Raw genomic sequence first — 15,895 nt, 5'->3', positions numbered from 1 at the left:
TTAAGTGGTATAATATGCCAAACTCTCTCGTATTATTGAACTCTTCGCAAGCTCATTGCGCAAGGATTGGCCTATCGTTCCAGCCGTCAACATGGAAACGGAAGCCGATGTCGAAAAAGCTCAAGAAAGTCGTGCTCGCCTATTCCGGAGGACTGGACACATCCATCATCCTGAAATGGCTGCAGCAAACCTACGACTGCGAAGTCGTGACCTTTACCGCCGACCTTGGCCAGGGCGAGGAGCTTGAGCCTGCCCGCCGAAAGGCCGAGCAATTGGGCGTGACAGATATCAGGATCGAGGATGTCCGCGAGGAATTCGTTCGGGATTTCGTCTTCCCGATGTTCCGGGCAAACACACTCTATGAGGGGCAGTATCTCCTCGGCTCCTCCATCGCCCGCCCCCTGATCGCCCAGCATCTCATCAATATCGCACGCGAGGTGGGTGCCGATGCCATTGCCCACGGCTCCACAGGCAAGGGCAATGATCAGGTGCGTTTCGAACTGGCGGCCAATGCGCTCGACCCGTCGATCACGATCATCGCGCCATGGCGCGAGTGGGCCATCCAATCGCGCACCCAGCTGATCGAATATGCCGAAGCGCATCAAATTCCCGTGCCGAAGGACACGCGCGGCGAGGCTCCTTTTTCGACCGACGCGAATCTCCTGCACACCTCCACCGAGGGCAAGGTCCTGGAAGACCCGGCTGAAATCGCGCCATCCCATATCTATCACCGCACCGTCGATCCTCTAGATGCACCAAACGAGCCGGAAATCGTCGTCATCGGCTTTGAAAAGGGCGATGCGGTTTCCCTGAATGGAGAAGCGATGACGCCCGCAGGCCTCCTGACGAAGCTCAACCAATTGGGCGGCAGGCATGGGATAGGCAGGATCGATCTCGTCGAGAACCGTTTCGTCGGAATGAAATCGCGCGGCGTTTACGAAACCCCGGGCGGCACGATCCTGCTCGCCGCCCATCGCGGCATCGAATCCATCACGCTCGACCGCGCCGCTGCACATTTGAAGGACGAGATCATGCCCCGCTACGCTGCGCTGATCTACAACGGATTTTGGTATTCTCCCGAGCGGGAAATGCTGCAGGCATTGATCGATCGGAGCCAAATCCATGTCAGCGGCGAAGTGACACTCCGGCTCTATAAGGGCTCAGCCAGCGTGATCGCGCGTACCTCGCCCACCTCGCTCTACTCGACCGACCTCGTCACCTTCGAGGAAAGCTCCGGAGCATACGATCACCACGACGCGGAAGGTTTCATCAAACTCAATGGCCTACGTCTGAAGAGCTGGGCAATGCGAAACGCCAGGATGGCGGCATCACAAGATGCAGCTGTGAGACACAGATAGGTCCAGCTACATAATTCATGCCCATCGGTCCTGCGTCCATTGTTTTCAAACCTGCTGTAGCCGACCGCTATTGACCTCAACTGCACTTGAGGTTGCAGAGTGATTAGGCACGAGGAGGTCGGATCGGCAATGAAGATATTGAAAGACGAGGATTTATGCCCTGCCGCAGCCATGCGTGGGGCAATCGATGCCTTGGAAGCAGCCTTCCGAGCCAAGGCGGCCGGCAAGTTGGTGTCCCCGCCCCGGCATCAGGTCTCCTTTCCCAATCGTGGAGACATCGTGTTCACGGTCGGCGGCATCGATGGCGAGCGGCCGCTTGCCGGCTTTCGCGCCTACGAGACCTTTGCCGGCGGGCAGCATTCACAAGTCGTCGCTGTTTGGCGTGCCGACACGGCTGAACTGCAGGGCGTCATCTTGGGCGAACGGCTCGGCCAGATCAGGACAGGGGCAATCGGAGGCATAGCCATCCGCCACCTCAGCACTCCCGCCGCCCGCACGGTCGGCATCATTGGCAGTGGCGCGCAGGCGCGAACGCAGCTCATTGCCGCTGTTGCCGTTCGCGACATAGGCTCTGTCCGGGTCTTCAGCCGAAACCCGAGAAACTGTGCCGCCTTCGCTGAAGAGATGCAATTGGAACTCGGCATTGCCGTTGAACCGGTTACAAGTGCTGCAAAAGCCGTGGCCGATGCCGATATCGTGTTATGCGCAACAAGCAGCGACAGGCCGGTGATCGATGCTTCGGAGTTAAAAGTCGGCGTCCACATCAATACGATCGGCCCGAAGACGCTGAAGGGACATGAACTCGGCCTGGATGTCGCGAACATGGCCAGCATCATCGCTACGGATTCTCCTGAGCAAACGCGCGCCTATGCGTCCCCATTTTTCCTTTCCGGAACCATGCACGAGGAGCGAATGCTCGATCTTGCTGCCATAGTCGCCGGCCATGCTGCCGGCAGAACATCTCCTCTCGACACCACGCTCTTCTGTTCGGTCGGCCTCGCGGGCACGGAAGTCGTCGTAGCATCGGCCATATTCGACATGATCTGACATTCGGCCGGAAATCACACGGCTGAGCCTCGAAACTCCTCAGCCGTCCCAGCCAACGATCGTCAGCCTCGGCCAGACTGCAATCCAGCGATTGACTTTCTGCTCGTAGATCGCCTGCGTGATCTGCTTCTTGTTGGGGCGCACGACGCCATTCAGCAGATCGGAAAGACCGAACGGAGCACAATAATCCAGACGACCGTGACTATTGGAACGCAATCCCGCGGCGGTTGCCGTAGTCGGAAAAGTGGTGATGGCGTCCAGGGTCGATTTGTAAGGCGGGATCGGGTATCCGAACTTCGCCTCGTACCAGCAATGAACCCGGGCTTCATTCTTCACATCGATCCAAACCGGCAAATCGGGAAACATCCCGCGGATCCGAGCGGCATGATCGGCCTCCGCTTGTTCAGACAGATCATCGGCATCGAAATAAACAATGTCGAGGTCATTGATCCCATGAGACAGAGGCAGCCCGAAGGCATGATTCCAAACGGTCTGGGCAACGGCTCCTGCCACCAGCCAGCAATCTGGCAGTGCAATCTCATCCCAGCGCCGGAGAAGCGACATGAGCAAAGCGCTCTTGAAGACGATATCCTCCAGTTCGGCATGTTCACTTATCGTCATTGCCCCCACCCCACTGGAAATGGCCCTGCGGCCATGGTGTATGGCCTTGCCTCCTGTATTTAAGCACGATTCTCGGCTTTAATTGTAGACTTGGTCGCTGTATCCGACTGGCTCTCATCGGCTTTGCGTGCAAGCCGGAGCAGCCGATCCATTTCGCCGTGCGAATTCAAAAGGACGACCGGCACTTGCGGCCCATACAGGTCGATACTTCGAACAAACAGAGGCGCATATTTCCTCTCGAAATTCCAGATATAGGAGAGGAAAGCCCTATCTGGCAGAGGTTCAGGGCAACCTTCGGCCATTGCAGGGCGAACTGTTCCATAGTGCCGCGAAACCCTCTTCGCCAGACCCAATAATGCGACACGCCTCGGCACTCGAACCCAAAGGACGAGATCGGTGCGCGACAATCTCAGATCAAAGGTGGATGCGCCACTGCCATCCATGACCCACCTCTCCCGTCGCGCCAGCTCGAAGATAATCGACCGTTGCTCACCCTTTTCGCGCTCTTTCCAACCGGGCAGCCATCGGACGTCCCGGTCCAGCGATTGAAACTCCAAACCGAATGTAGTCGCAATCTTCTGGGAATAGGTCGTCTTGCCGCCTCCGGAGCAGCCAATGACAAGTACCCTGTTGGCGCCGGCAAGTAATGCAGCAGCTTCGGGCAGCAAAACATAGTTTGGCAAAGGTTCCTCCCGTCCGACACGAATGTCTAAGTCGCGCGACACTATTCTATCAGCGGGGCGCTCCGGCCCGTTCGGATGTCCACGCACTCCAAATAAAAATCGTTTTGAACGCCCAACGATTCAAATCCATTTAGATTGGCTCATCTGCGACGAATTTTTCGCCTCGCAGCAGCAGACGCAAATCAGCGCTGCGGCATCATCTACGATTGCGGTGTGACCTCGCTCAACAGCCAATCCCGAAACAGTGTCGCAGTCTCGTTCGTCTGCTTCTTTTCCGGCATGACCACGTAATAGCTGTTCTCGGTCGGCATCGGCAGATTAAACAGCGGGAGAAGCGTGCCAGCCTTGAGCTCATCCTCGATCAGATAGGTCGGCAAAAGCGCCACACCGAGCCCGGCGATGGCTGCGGCGATGATCATGGAAAACTGGTCGAAGCGCGCGCCGGGATAGGCATTCTCCGTCGGCAGCTCCTGCAGATCGAACCATTGCGCCCACAGCTTCGGGCGCGTCGTCAGATGCAGCAGCGGGGCTCCCGATAGTTCTTCCGGCGAGATCAGACCCAGCCGTCCGGCAAGCTCCCGGCTGGCGACGGGGAGAACGGTTTCGTTACAAAGAAAAGTCGCGACGGCTCCCGCCCATGCCGGCAGGCCGTAGTGAATGGCGAGATCGAAATTATCCTCGTCAAAATTGAAGGGCTTGGAGCGTGATTCCACGGTGATGGCGACATCGCGATGTTCGTCGAGAAACCGGCCGAGACGCGGCACCAGCCAGCGCGTGCCAAAGGTCGGCAAGGTCGCGACCTTCAGCGATAGTTTCATCTGACCGGCGGCAACAGCGCCGATCATCAGCCGCTCGGAGCGCAGAAGCAGATCCTTCACCTCCGGCAACAGCCGAAGCCCGGCCTCAGACAGGACGACCCGCTGACGGACACGTTCGAACAACTTCAGGCCCGTCTGCTGCTCCAGATCGCTGATCTGACGGCTGACGGCGCTTTGGGTCAGGTTGAGTTCTTCAGCGGCACGCGAAAAATTCTGATGGCGCGCAGCACATTCGAATGCCTGAAGATTGACGATGTCAGGGATAAGGCGCCGACGCATGATCATTCCATTTTCGCATCAAGTTAGAATTCTCTCTCACAACACCAGCCGTCCAACAAGAGATATTCTGCGAGATAAGAATGACATAGTCTTTCAGGAAGAGATCGCACATGAAGCCTGATCACGTCTCGACCGGCGATATTCGCAGCGCTTTTTCAGCCGCCATGTCGGCGATGTATCGCGAAGAAGTTCCCGCCTACGGCACGCTCATGGAGCTGGTCGCCCGCGTCAATGACGAAACGCTGGCGGCACAGCCCAAGCTGAAGGAGCGCCTTGAGGCGACGGACTATCTCGATCGCATCTCGGAGGAACGGCACGGCGCCATCCGGCTCGGCACCGCGGCGGAGCTGGCAATGATGGCACGCGTCTTCGCCGTCATGGGCATGTATCCGGTCGGCTACTACGATCTTTCGACCGCCGGCGTGCCGGTTCATTCGACCGCATTCCGCCCGATCGGCGATGGGGAGCTGAAGCGCAATCCCTTCCGCGTCTTCACCTCGCTGCTGCGGCTCGATCTGATTGCCGATGAAGATCTTCGCAAGGCGGCCGCAGACATTCTCGCTAAGCGCCAGATTTTCACCGATGGCGCCGTCGCACTCACCGAAAAGGCCGAGCGTGAAGGCGGCCTGACCATGGCCGACGCTAGCCAGTTCGTCGACGAGGTGCTGGAGACTTTCCGCTGGCATGACGAAGCCAATGTCGATGCCGGCATGTACCATCGCCTCCATGATGCCCATCGCCTGATTGCCGATGTCGTGTCCTTCAAGGGGCCGCACATCAACCATCTGACGCCGCGCACGCTGGATATCGATCGCGTCCAGGCGCTGATGCCCGATTACGACATCGCCCCCAAGGCCGTTGTCGAGGGGCCGCCCACGCGGGCCTGCCCGATCCTGCTGCGCCAGACCTCGTTCAAGGCGCTCGAAGAGCCGGTCTCTTTCCGCAATGCCGATGGCGTCTGGGAAGCGGGCTCGCACACCGCCCGCTTCGGCGAGATCGAGCAACGCGGCATTGCGCTGACGCCGAAGGGCCGCGCGCTTTATGACAAGCTGCTCGATCAGTCGCGCAAGATCGTACGCCCCGCAGCCGACGGATCGAATGCGCGCGATTATGAGGCCGCTCTCGCTCAAAGCTTTGCCGACTTCCCGGACGACTGGGCGGCAATCCGCGCCGAAGGCCTCGGCTATTTCACCTATTCGCTGACAGCCAAGGGCAAGACTGCCGCAACGAGCTATGGGGATATCGACGCGCTGATCGACCAGGGCCTCGTCCAGTTCGACCCCATCGTCTACGAGGATTTCCTCCCCGTCAGTGCTGCCGGCATTTTCCAGTCCAATCTCGGCGATGGTGCGCAGCAGGACTTCGTCGCCAGCCCGAACCAGCAGCGCTTCGAAGCCGATATCGGCATGAAGGTGCTAAACGAATTCGACCATTACGCCGGCATCGAACAGGCATCGATCGACGCCTGCCTACGGGCATTATCCAAACAAGATGCCGCCGAGTGAGATGATGCGGCGATATCAGCCGCGCGCCACCCGGATCAAGACAAGTGGAGTTTCAAACGATGAACATTGCAGCCAAGACCACATCCGTTGCAGCCGAAGCTGCCGCCATTCTCGAAAAGCTCGGCGTCGACAAGGTGCTTTATACTGAGGGCGATATGCCCTCCTATTCCCCGGTCACCGGCGAGAAGATCGGCAGCCTCAAGACCGTTTCTGCCGATGAAGCAGCGAAGAAAATCGAGAAGGCGCATGCAGCGTTCCGCGCTTGGCGCCTCGTGCCGGCCCCGAAGCGCGGCGAACTGGTGCGTCTGCTTGGCGAAGAGCTGCGCGCCGCCAAGGACGATCTTGGCCGGCTGGTATCGATCGAAGCCGGCAAGATCCGCTCCGAAGGCCTCGGTGAAGTGCAGGAAATGATCGACATCTGCGATTTCGCCGTCGGTCTTTCCCGCCAGCTTTACGGCCTCACAATCGCAACCGAACGCCCGGGCCATCGCATGATGGAAACCTGGCATCCGCTCGGTGTCGTCGGCATCATCTCCGCCTTCAATTTCCCGGTCGCGGTCTGGTCGTGGAATGCGGCGCTGGCGCTGATCTGCGGCGATGCCGTCGTCTGGAAGCCCTCGGAAAAGACGCCGCTGACCGCCCTTGCCTCGCAGGCAATCCTCGATCGTGCACTTGCCCGCTTCGGCGACGCGCCGGAAGGTCTTTCGCAGGTACTGATCGGCGATCGTGCGATCGGCGAAATCCTGGTCGACCATCCGAAGGTGCCGCTCGTTTCGGCAACCGGATCGACGCGCATGGGCCGTGAGGTCGGACCGCGGCTTGCCAAGCGCTTTGCCCGCGCCATCCTCGAACTCGGCGGCAACAATGCCGGCATCGTCTGCCCCTCGGCCGATCTCGACATGGCATTACGCGCTATCGCTTTTGGCGCCATGGGTACGGCCGGCCAGCGCTGCACGACGCTGCGCCGTCTCTTCGTCCACAAAAGCGTCTACGATCAGCTCGTTCCGCGTCTGAAGAAGGCCTATCAGAGCGTATCGGTCGGCGATCCCCTGCACTCTTCCGCGCTCGTGGGCCCGCTGATCGACAAGGCGGCGTTCGACAACATGCAGAAGGCAATTGCGGAAGCAAAGGCGCATGGCGGCTCCGTCACCGGTGGCGAGCGTGTCGATGTCGGCCATGCCGACGGCTATTACGCAAAGCCGGCGCTGGTGGAAATGCCGAAGCAGGCCGGTCCGGTCATGGAAGAAACTTTCGCGCCCATCCTCTATGTCATGCCCTATGACGATTTCGACACCGTCATCGATGAGCACAATGCCGTTGCCGCCGGCCTGTCCTCCTCGATCTTCACGCGCGACATGCAGGAATCCGAGCGCTTCCTTGCCGCCGACGGCTCCGATTGCGGCATCGCCAACGTCAATATCGGCACCTCGGGCGCTGAAATCGGCGGTGCATTCGGCGGCGAGAAGGAAACCGGCGGCGGCCGCGAATCCGGCTCGGATGCCTGGAAGGCCTATATGCGCCGGGCGACCAACACCGTGAACTACTCCAAGGCCCTGCCGCTGGCGCAGGGTGTCTCCTTCGACATCGAGTAAGCTCCATGACGATCGCCACGAAAATCGAAGAGTCGGGCTTCAAGCCCGCTTCGCGGATCGCCTCCATCGGCGTCTCCACCATTCTTCAGATCGGCGCGCGCGCCGGCGCGATGAAGCGTGACGGCCTGCCTGTCATCATTCTCGGTGCGGGCGAACCGGATTTCGATACGCCCGACAATGTGAAGGAAGCGGCCAAGGCCGCCATCGATCGGGGCGAAACGAAATATACCGCGCTCGACGGCACGCCGGAGCTGAAGAAGGCGATCGCCGGAAAGTTCAAGCGCGAGAACGGCGTCGACTACGCGCTCGATGAAATCACCGTGGCGACGGGTGCCAAACAGATCCTGTTCAACGCCTTCATGGCGTCGATCAATCCCGGCGACGAAGTCATCATCCCGACGCCCTATTGGACCTCCTATTCCGATATCGTTGAGATCTGCGGCGGCGTACCCGTTCTGATCCCCTGCGATGCCAAAGCCGGCTTTCGCCTGAAGGCGGATCAGCTCGAGAAGGCCATTACGCCGAAGACACGATGGCTGCTTCTCAATTCGCCGTCGAACCCGTCGGGTGCAGCCTATTCCGAGGCCGATTATCGGCCGCTGATCGAGGTGCTGCAGCGTCATCCGCATGTCTGGCTGATGGTCGACGATATGTATGAGCATATCGTCTATGAGGGCTTTGAGTTCACCACGCCCGTCGCGATCGAGCCGAGCCTCAAGAGCCGGACGCTGACGGTCAACGGCGTTTCCAAGGCCTATGCCATGACCGGTTGGCGCATTGGCTACGCCGGTGGCCCGAAGGCTCTCATCAAGGCGATGGCGGTCATTCAGAGCCAGGCGACCTCCTGCCCCTCTTCCGTCAGCCAGGCGGCGGCCGTTGCTGCACTCAATGGCCCGCAGGACTTTCTTGAGGGTCGCAAGGCAAGTTTCCAGCGTCGGCGCGATCTGGTGGTTGGTCGGCTGAACGCCATTGAAGGCCTGGATTGCCTTATGCCGGAAGGCGCCTTCTACACATTCTCCGGCTGCGCCGGCGTGCTTGGAACGACAACGCCATCGGGAAAGATGATCGAGACGGATGCGGATTTCTGCGTCTATCTACTGGACGAAGCCCATGTAGCCGTCGTGCCCGGCTCAGCCTTCGGATTGTCGTCCTATTTCCGTATTTCCTACGCGACGTCGGAAGCCGATCTCGTCGAAGCCCTTGATCGTATCGAAAGGGCCTGCGCGGTGCTCCGGCGCTAGAACAGTTGCGGCAGACGCGCAAGACGGCTGCCCATCCGGAATTGCGTGAAAACAAAGAGATAGAGCATTTCCATAATTCCGTTTAAAAACGGGAATGCTTCAATCATCGCGTAAAACGCCGGAAGTCTTCGCATCATGATACCACGCCTCGTTTCGGCGAAAGACAGTTTGCAACATCAGACAGGCGCCTTCGCCCGTCGACTATCAGCACTCGGCTTTCAAGGAGATGTTGAGACGGATGACGGCGCGCGGACGGTCGCCTCGACCGACAATTCCATCTATCAGGTCAAGCCGACGGCAATTCTCTATCCGCGCGGCGTCGATGACCTGAAGATCATCGCCAAAGCCATATCCGAACCTGCCTTTTTCGATCTTGTCATCGCCCCGCGCGGTGGTGGCACCGGCACGAACGGCCAATCGCTAACCTCGGGCATCGTCGTCGACTGCTCCAGGCACATGAACCGGATCCTGGAGATCGATCCGGTCCGAAAGATCGCCCGTGTCGAGGCCGGTGTCGTCAAGGATCAGCTCAATAAGGCGCTGAAACCATACGGGCTGTTCTTCGCGCCCGAGCTTTCCACCTCCAACCGCGCCACGATCGGCGGCATGATTTCCACCGATGCCTGCGGCCAGGGCTCGTGTCTCTACGGCAAGACCAGCAACCATGTTCTGGGGCTGCATGTGGTGCTCTCAGACGCTACCGACTGGTGGTCGCGCCCGCTCGCCGAGGCCGAGCTGAACGAGATCAAGGCGCGTGATGATCGGATCGGCGAAATTCACCGCGTCGTCGATGCGATCGCCAGGGACAAAAGCGAGCTGATCGCGGCGACCTTTCCGAAGCTCAATCGCTACATGACCGGCTACGATCTCGCCCATATCAGGCGCGACGACGACCGCTTCGATCTCAATGCGGTGCTGTGCGGATCGGAAGGCACGCTTGCTTTGATTGCCGAGGCCGAACTCAAGGTGCTGCCGATCCCGGCACAATCGGCCCTCATCAACATCCGCTATGATGATTTCAACACGGCGCTGGAGGATGCCAGGCGGCTGGTAGCGCTGAAGGTGGCCTCGGTCGAGACAGTCGACGAGAAGGTGCTGGGTCTCGCCAAGGGCGACATAGTCTGGAGCGGCATCGCCCGCTTCTTTCCGGAGGATGCGTCCGGCGCCGCCAATGGCATCAACATCGTTGAGGTGCTGGCTGATGATCGAGACGAGCTGGAACCCAAGCTGACATACGTGACTGCCGCCCTCGATGACCGCTCTTCAGCGCGCCACAAGGGTTATACGATCGCACGCGAAAAGGCCGAGATCGAAGCAATCTGGTCGATGCGCAAACGCGCCGTCGGCCTGCTCGGCAATGTCGAAGGACCGGTGCGGCCAGTGCCCTTCGTCGAGGACACCGCCGTTCCGCCCGAACATTTGGCTGCCTATATAAGGGAATTCCGCGCCCTTCTCGACGCCGAAGGGCTGGATTACGGCATGTTCGGCCATGTCGATGCCGGCGTGCTCCATGTTCGCCCGGCGCTCGATCTTACTCGGGCCGACCATCACCCGCTCGTCCGCAAGATCAGCGACGGCGTTGTTGCGCTTACCCGCAAATATGGCGGCGTGCTCTGGGGAGAGCATGGCAAGGGCGTGCGCTCGGAATATGTGCCTGCTTATTTCGGGGACCTTTATCCCAGCCTGCAGGACATCAAGCGCGCGTTTGATCCGGAAGATCGCCTCAATCCCGGCAAGATTGCCTCTGGCTTATCCCGCCCGTTACTGAAGATCGATGAAGTGTCACTGCGCGGAGACTTCGATCGAGCCATCGGCAACGACATCCGTGCCGCCTTCGACAATGCAGCCTATTGCAACGGTAATGGCGCCTGTTTCGATTTCGACGCGACAAGCCCGATGTGCCCCTCCTTCAAGGCGACCGGCGACCGGCGCTATTCGCCAAAGGGCCGCGCGGCGCTGATGCGCGAATGGCTGCGCATGCTGGCGGAGCGGAAGATCGACCCGCGGCGCGAGGCGGAAGTGCTACGTCGCGCCAATCCTTTCGGCAATCTCTTGCGGCGAGTGGTCAACTCGCTCAATCCGGCCAATCGCGACGACTTTTCCCATGAGGTGCGGGCGGCAATGGACACCTGCCTCGCCTGCAAGGCCTGCGCCGGCCAATGTCCCGTCAAGGTCAGCGTCCCGGCTTTTCGATCGAAATTCCTGGAGCTCTATTACGGTCGATACCTTAGGCCGCTGAAGGACCCAATCGTTGCGGCCATCGAAACGACCCTGCCGCTGATGGCGCGCTTCAAGCCCGGCTACAATCTGCTCACCGGGTCGACCGTCGGCCAGGCCTTGATGCGGCTTGCCGGTCTCACCGCGCTTCCCGCGATGCCTGCAGTATCGCTCGAACGGGAAGCCGCTCGTCTCCGCGTGCGGGTTGCTACTCCGGAACTGTTGGGAAACCTCTCCGCAGAGGAGCGAGCCCAAGCGGTCGTCATCGTTGCCGATGTCTTCTCCACCTATTTCGATCCGGCCGTCGTCATCGCAGCGCTCAAGCTCGCCCTGAAAATGGGTTTCAAGCCGTGGCTCGCCGGATCACAGAACAACGGCAAGGCCTTGCATGTGCACGGCTATCTCGGTCGCTTCGAGAAAGCGGCGGCGAAATCGCGAGATTATCTCGATCGCATCTCGCAAATGGGCATTCCACTTGTCGGCATCGATCCGTCAATGACGCTGACCTATCGCAGCGAATATGCGGCTCTGCCATCCGCCAAGCTGCACGCGCCGGTGCTGCTGCTTCAGGAATGGCTTGCGGCCAATATTGACCGAATATCAGCATCAGAGGCTGTGCCGCACGAACGCTTCACGCTGCTTGCCCACTGCACGGAGAGAACGAATGCACCGGCTGCTCTCAAGCAATGGTCCGTGCTCTTCAGGAAATTGGGGATCAAGCTCGACATGGCCGATGCCGGCTGCTGTGGCATGGCCGGCACCTTCGGCCATGAGGTGCGCAATCGCGCCATTTCGGAAAAGCTCTACGCGATGAGCTGGCAGGAAAAGATCGCCGAAAACGGCAATCAGACGGTGGTGGTTATGGCGACCGGCTTTTCCTGTCGTTCACAGGTCGCCAAGATCGATCATCAGACCATCCCGCACCCGATCGAGATCCTCGAGCGGCTGATTGATTAGCCTTCAGAAAGTTTCCTCAACGGCCGAAATACATGTGGCGCCCGAAGGCGCCACGTACAAAACATCAAATAAAGTAACCGCTTAGACGGCTTCTCTCATCCTGATTTTTTCCAGGCTGTAAACCTGCCCGAAGCGATTGGCGAGGAAGTCGCCGAGATCGATTTCTTCCTGGCAGACGAAGCCCTTGGAGGGCAGTTTGCCCTGGGCCAGCAGATCGAGCACGGTGGTGATGCCAGCTGCGGTGGTGATCTGGATGGCGCTCATCTTCTTGCCCGCAACAATGCCTGCATAGACCTTGTTGGCATAAGTCTCCTGCATGTAGCGGCCGTCGCGCCAACCGCAGACGGTGACGAAAACGACGACCACGTCCTGCATGGTGGCAGGCAGTGCGTTCTCGAAGAGATCCTTCAGCACATCGCGCCGGTTCTTGAGGTTGAGGTCGTTGAGCAGCGCCTTGATAATGGCCTGGTGGCCGGGATAGCGGATGGTGCGGTAGTTCATCGTGCGCACGCGGCCAGCTAGCGTCGTGGCGAGCGTGCCGAGGCCGCCTGACGTGTTGAAGGCTTCATAGGTGACGCCGTCGAGCGAAAATTCCTCGCGCTCTTCCATGGCCGGCACGGTGACAAGCTTGCCTTCGACGATCGCTTCGCAGGGCTCGATATATTCGTTGATGAGGCCGTCGGTGCTCCAGGTCAAATTGTAGTTCAGGGCATTGGATGGATATTGCGGCAGCGCGCCGACGCGCATACGCACGCTGTCGAGGCTGTCGAAGCGCTTGGCAAGATCATTGGCGACGATCGAGATGAAGCCCGGCGCAAGTCCGCATTGCGGGATGAAGGCAGTATTTGCTCCCTGAGCCAGTTCCTCGACCTTCTTGGTCGTCGCGACGTCTTCGGTGAGGTCGAGATAATGGACGGCGGCTTCAAGTGCCGCTTCCGCGACGAAGCCTGTGAGATGGAACGGTGCGGCCGACAGAACGGCGAACTTGCCCTTCAGAACGCCAACGAGCCCGGCGCGGTCGGCAATATCGACGGCGGCGGTGGAAATCGCAGGATGGTGGTCGATCTTGTCCAGCTGTTCCTGGCTGCGGTCGGCGACAACGACCGTGTAATCACCCGTTTCGGCCAGCATCAGAGCGATCGCCCCACCGATCTTGCCCGCGCCGATGACCACTATGTCTTTCATATGACTCCCCTGCATTTCATTGATAAGATTTTTATAAGTGTAGGTAGGAGTTGAACGATTCATAGCGACAAAAGACGCAATTCGTTGTACAAATCTATACAAACTGACGAATAGAATTTGCAAAATGCAGGAGCCGCCATGCAGGTCACCGATAAGGACCGCGAACTGATCGCCTTGCTCGGCCAGAATGCCCGGATGCCCGTCGCGACTCTCGCCAAGAAGCTGTCGCTGTCGCGCACCACCGTTCAGGCGAGGCTGGAACGGCTGGAGCGGGAGGGTGTGATTGCGGGCTATGGTGTGCGGCTGTCGGAGACCTATCTGTCCGGCCTCATTCGGGCGCATGTGCTGATCACGATCGCGCCGAAAGCGCTGTCAGCCGTGACCGCATCGCTGAATGCTATCCCCGAGGTCACGACGCTTCATTCCGTCAGCGGCACATTCGATCTGATCGCTATCATCGCAGCACCCTCGATCTCCGAGCTGGATCAGCTGATCGACGGCATCGGCACCATCGACGGCGTCGAACGCACCCTGTCATCCATCATCCTTTCGACGCGGATCTCGCGTTGAAGATGACCGATCATGCGATCGATGCCGGCTCCATCTCCGGCGTGGTGGACAAGACTGCTTCCTTCAAAGCCTGCGAATAGGGATGCTGCGGATTATCGAGGACGGCGCGCGCACCGCCCTGTTCGACGATCTCGCCCTTCTTCATGATGATGATGCGATCGCTGATATAATAGGCGGTCGCCAGATCATGGGTGATGTAGATGATCGACAGCCCCAGCTCTTTCTTCAGCTGACCGAAGAGATTGACGATCGCCATTCTCAGCGAGGCATCGACCATCGAAACCGGCTCGTCGGCTACCAGCAAACGGGGCTGCGGTATGAGTGCGCGGGCAATGGCGGTTCGCTGCAGCTGGCCGCCCGAAAGCTCATGCGGAAACCGCCCCTTCACTTCGGCAAGCGTCAAGCCGATATGGGCAAGCGCCTCATCTGCAATACGCTCGACATCGACACGGCTTGGCCTTGGACCTGTGGGTGCAAAATTCCTTGCCGTTTCAAAAAGATATCGATCAACTCTCTTGAGCGGGTTGAACGCTTCGAACGGATTCTGAAGGACCGGCTGTACCTCCCGCATGAAGTCGCGGCGCTCGGACCGCCCGTGGATGGCCACGGCTCTGCCGCGAAAATTCAGGCTGCCCGATGTCGGCGCCGTCTGGCCGAGGATCATAGACGCAATCGTCGATTTGCCGGAGCCCGACTCGCCGACGATAGAAAGGATTTCCGGCTCTTCTCCCAGGCTCAGGCTGACATCGCGAACCGCCATGATATGACGACGACTAAGCATACCGCCCTGACGATAGATCTTGCTGACATGCGAGAGAGAAAGAAGGTCGCTCATCGCGCTCCTCCCGTCACCGCGAAACAGGCGACACGCCGGTCCGGCTCGACGCTCACCATAGGCGGCACTTCGCGGCTGCAGATATCTATGCGCTTCGGGCAACGCGGATGAAAACGACATCCTTCCGGCGGCATGGCGAGATTGGGCGGCCGTCCTTCCAGCGACGGCCGGGTCGAGGCATCACCGATCCGCGGCAGGCTTGCGACCAGATGCTGCGTATAGGGATGGAGCGGCAGCTGGAAAAGCTTGCGCGTCGGCGCCTCCTCCACCAACCGGCCGGCATAGACGATGCCGATACGATCGGAAACGGCGGCATGAACGCCCATATCATGGGTGACGAACAGGAAGGACGACCCCATCTCGCGCTGTATTTCGCGGATCATCTGGAGCACGTCGCGCTGGACGATGACATCGAGCGCCGTCGTCGGCTCGTCGGCGATGATGAATTCCGGCGTCAGGATGGTCGCAAGCGCGATCGTCATGCGCTGGCGCATGCCGCCCGACAATTCATGCGGATAGGCGTCGAGAAGATTCGCATCGAGCTTCAGCCGCTGAAGGTGAGCACCAACCCTATCGAAGAAGGTGCCGCGATCGGCCTTCATGTGGCGGAAGGCGAAATCCGTGAAGGAGTGCCGGATGCGGCGCACGGGATTGAGCACGTTCATCGATCCCTGCATGATATAGGAGAGATGCCGCCAGCGAAGCGATGCCCGCTGCTCCGCCGTCATGGCGTAAATGTCCTGAGTCCCATTGTTGAAATGGAATTTGACGGCACCGGAGACGACGCGCAGCGGCGGCCGGATGGCGCCCGCAATCGTCTTGATCAACGTCGTCTTGCCGCTGCTCGATTCACCGGCAACGCCATAGATCTCGCCGCGGCCGATCGACAGGCTGACATCGTCAACCGCCCGCACCTCGCGATCGACACCATAAAGGAAGGCCCGGTAATATGCCCTAAGGTTGTTGACCTCGACGACAGCCTCCATC

14 protein-coding genes are annotated in these 15,895 nt (G+C 59.6%); 7 read left to right on the top strand and 7 right to left on the bottom strand.

Annotation, left to right across the window (positions count from 1 at the left end):
- Positions 1 to 107: 107 nt before the first annotated feature.
- Together PH562_RS05870 and PH562_RS05865 are read left to right on the top strand one after the other, a co-directional pair.
- The gene (locus tag PH562_RS05870) at positions 108 to 1,358 is read left to right on the top strand and encodes an argininosuccinate synthase (RefSeq protein WP_285171996.1); all 1,251 of its coding nucleotides are present in this window, start codon (positions 108 to 110) and stop codon (positions 1,356 to 1,358) included.
- A 129-nt stretch (positions 1,359 to 1,487) separates the two neighbouring features.
- Positions 1,488 to 2,405 carry an ornithine cyclodeaminase family protein gene (locus tag PH562_RS05865; protein ID WP_285171995.1) on the top strand — a complete coding sequence of 306 codons (918 nt, stop codon included), beginning with the start codon at positions 1,488 to 1,490 and terminating at the stop codon, positions 2,403 to 2,405.
- A 39-nt stretch (positions 2,406 to 2,444) separates the two neighbouring features.
- Here the strand turns inward: PH562_RS05865 and PH562_RS05860 are convergent, their stop codons facing one another.
- The 3 genes from PH562_RS05860 to PH562_RS05850 all read right to left on the bottom strand — a co-directional run bounded on the left by PH562_RS05860 (position 2,445) and on the right by PH562_RS05850 (position 4,812).
- The gene (locus PH562_RS05860; RefSeq protein WP_113231124.1) at positions 2,445 to 3,026 is read right to left on the bottom strand and encodes a nucleotidyltransferase family protein; all 582 of its coding nucleotides are present in this window, start codon (positions 3,024 to 3,026) and stop codon (positions 2,445 to 2,447) included.
- A gap of 59 nt (positions 3,027 to 3,085) precedes the next feature.
- Positions 3,086 to 3,709 carry a P-loop NTPase family protein gene (locus PH562_RS05855; protein ID WP_285171994.1) on the bottom strand — a complete coding sequence of 208 codons (624 nt, stop codon included), beginning with the start codon at positions 3,707 to 3,709 and terminating at the stop codon, positions 3,086 to 3,088.
- 200 nt (positions 3,710 to 3,909) lie between these two features.
- Positions 3,910 to 4,812, bottom strand: a complete 903-nt coding sequence (locus PH562_RS05850; protein WP_285171993.1) for a LysR family transcriptional regulator — start codon at positions 4,810 to 4,812, stop codon at positions 3,910 to 3,912.
- A 104-nt stretch (positions 4,813 to 4,916) separates the two neighbouring features.
- On the opposite strand from PH562_RS05850, the gene hglS reads away from it, so the two are divergent.
- Genes hglS through PH562_RS05835 form a run of 3 tightly spaced genes read left to right on the top strand, consistent with a single transcriptional unit; the run spans position 4,917 to position 9,144 of the window.
- A complete protein-coding gene (gene hglS, locus PH562_RS05845) occupies positions 4,917 to 6,311 on the top strand; it encodes a 2-oxoadipate dioxygenase/decarboxylase HglS (RefSeq protein WP_285171992.1) in 1,395 nt (464 codons plus the stop codon).
- Between the two features lie 59 nt (positions 6,312 to 6,370).
- Positions 6,371 to 7,903: an L-piperidine-6-carboxylate dehydrogenase gene (gene amaB, locus PH562_RS05840; RefSeq protein WP_285171991.1), complete on the top strand. Its 1,533-nt coding sequence runs from the start codon at positions 6,371 to 6,373 to the stop codon at positions 7,901 to 7,903.
- A gap of 5 nt (positions 7,904 to 7,908) precedes the next feature.
- Positions 7,909 to 9,144 (top strand): pyridoxal phosphate-dependent aminotransferase, encoded by a 1,236-nt coding sequence (locus PH562_RS05835; RefSeq protein WP_285171990.1) that lies wholly within the window; start codon positions 7,909 to 7,911, stop codon positions 9,142 to 9,144.
- Here the strand turns inward: PH562_RS05835 and PH562_RS05830 are convergent.
- On the bottom strand, positions 9,141 to 9,281 hold the full coding sequence (locus PH562_RS05830; protein WP_285171989.1) for a hypothetical protein: 141 nt from the start codon (positions 9,279 to 9,281) through the stop codon (positions 9,141 to 9,143). The genes PH562_RS05835 and PH562_RS05830 overlap by 4 nt on opposite strands.
- On the opposite strand from PH562_RS05830, the gene ydiJ reads away from it, so the two are divergent.
- A complete protein-coding gene (gene ydiJ, locus PH562_RS05825) occupies positions 9,280 to 12,318 on the top strand; it encodes a D-2-hydroxyglutarate dehydrogenase YdiJ (protein ID WP_285171988.1) in 3,039 nt (1,012 codons plus the stop codon). The genes PH562_RS05830 and ydiJ overlap by 2 nt on opposite strands.
- 81 nt (positions 12,319 to 12,399) lie before the next feature.
- Here ydiJ and PH562_RS05820 read toward each other — a convergent pair whose 3' ends face one another.
- Positions 12,400 to 13,503: a saccharopine dehydrogenase family protein gene (locus PH562_RS05820; protein ID WP_285171986.1), complete on the bottom strand. Its 1,104-nt coding sequence runs from the start codon at positions 13,501 to 13,503 to the stop codon at positions 12,400 to 12,402.
- Positions 13,504 to 13,641: 138 nt separating this feature from the next.
- Between PH562_RS05820 and PH562_RS05815 the strand changes: the two genes are divergently transcribed.
- Positions 13,642 to 14,073, top strand: a complete 432-nt coding sequence (locus PH562_RS05815; protein WP_041678395.1) for an Lrp/AsnC family transcriptional regulator — start codon at positions 13,642 to 13,644, stop codon at positions 14,071 to 14,073.
- A gap of 10 nt (positions 14,074 to 14,083) precedes the next feature.
- Here PH562_RS05815 and PH562_RS05810 read toward each other — a convergent pair whose 3' ends face one another.
- Both PH562_RS05810 and PH562_RS05805 read right to left on the bottom strand, forming a co-directional pair.
- Entirely contained in the window at positions 14,084 to 14,908 is an 825-nt protein-coding gene (locus PH562_RS05810; RefSeq protein WP_285171985.1) for an ABC transporter ATP-binding protein, read from the bottom strand.
- The gene (locus PH562_RS05805; protein ID WP_285171984.1) at positions 14,905 to 15,894 is read right to left on the bottom strand and encodes an ABC transporter ATP-binding protein; all 990 of its coding nucleotides are present in this window, start codon (positions 15,892 to 15,894) and stop codon (positions 14,905 to 14,907) included. The genes PH562_RS05810 and PH562_RS05805 overlap by 4 nt, the downstream gene beginning before the upstream one ends.
- Position 15,895: the final 1 nt, after the last annotated feature.

The organism is Rhizobium centroccidentale, assembly GCF_030182565.1.
Taxonomy (GTDB): domain Bacteria; phylum Pseudomonadota; class Alphaproteobacteria; order Rhizobiales; family Rhizobiaceae; genus Rhizobium.
This window is presented reverse-complemented; position numbering and strand designations above follow the sequence as displayed.

Excerpts from the sequence above, each read along its gene's own strand:
- hglS (WP_285171992.1), top strand. The coding sequence starts at position 4,917 with ATGAAGCCTGATCACGTCTCGACCGGCGATATTCGCAGCGCTTTTTCA.
- PH562_RS05830 (WP_285171989.1), bottom strand. The coding sequence starts at position 9,281 with ATGATGCGAAGACTTCCGGCGTTTTACGCGATGATTGAAGCATTCCCG.
- PH562_RS05805 (WP_285171984.1), bottom strand. The coding sequence starts at position 15,894 with ATGGAGGCTGTCGTCGAGGTCAACAACCTTAGGGCATATTACCGGGCC.
- PH562_RS05820 (WP_285171986.1), bottom strand. The coding sequence starts at position 13,503 with ATGAAAGACATAGTGGTCATCGGCGCGGGCAAGATCGGTGGGGCGATC.
- PH562_RS05835 (WP_285171990.1), top strand. The coding sequence starts at position 7,909 with ATGACGATCGCCACGAAAATCGAAGAGTCGGGCTTCAAGCCCGCTTCG.
- amaB (WP_285171991.1), top strand. The coding sequence starts at position 6,371 with ATGAACATTGCAGCCAAGACCACATCCGTTGCAGCCGAAGCTGCCGCC.
- PH562_RS05865 (WP_285171995.1), top strand. The coding sequence starts at position 1,488 with ATGAAGATATTGAAAGACGAGGATTTATGCCCTGCCGCAGCCATGCGT.
- ydiJ (WP_285171988.1), top strand. The coding sequence starts at position 9,280 with ATGATACCACGCCTCGTTTCGGCGAAAGACAGTTTGCAACATCAGACA.
- PH562_RS05850 (WP_285171993.1), bottom strand. The coding sequence starts at position 4,812 with ATGATCATGCGTCGGCGCCTTATCCCTGACATCGTCAATCTTCAGGCA.
- PH562_RS05815 (WP_041678395.1), top strand. The coding sequence starts at position 13,642 with ATGCAGGTCACCGATAAGGACCGCGAACTGATCGCCTTGCTCGGCCAG.
- PH562_RS05810 (WP_285171985.1), bottom strand. The coding sequence starts at position 14,908 with ATGAGCGACCTTCTTTCTCTCTCGCATGTCAGCAAGATCTATCGTCAG.
- PH562_RS05860 (WP_113231124.1), bottom strand. The coding sequence starts at position 3,026 with ATGACGATAAGTGAACATGCCGAACTGGAGGATATCGTCTTCAAGAGC.
- PH562_RS05870 (WP_285171996.1), top strand. The coding sequence starts at position 108 with ATGTCGAAAAAGCTCAAGAAAGTCGTGCTCGCCTATTCCGGAGGACTG.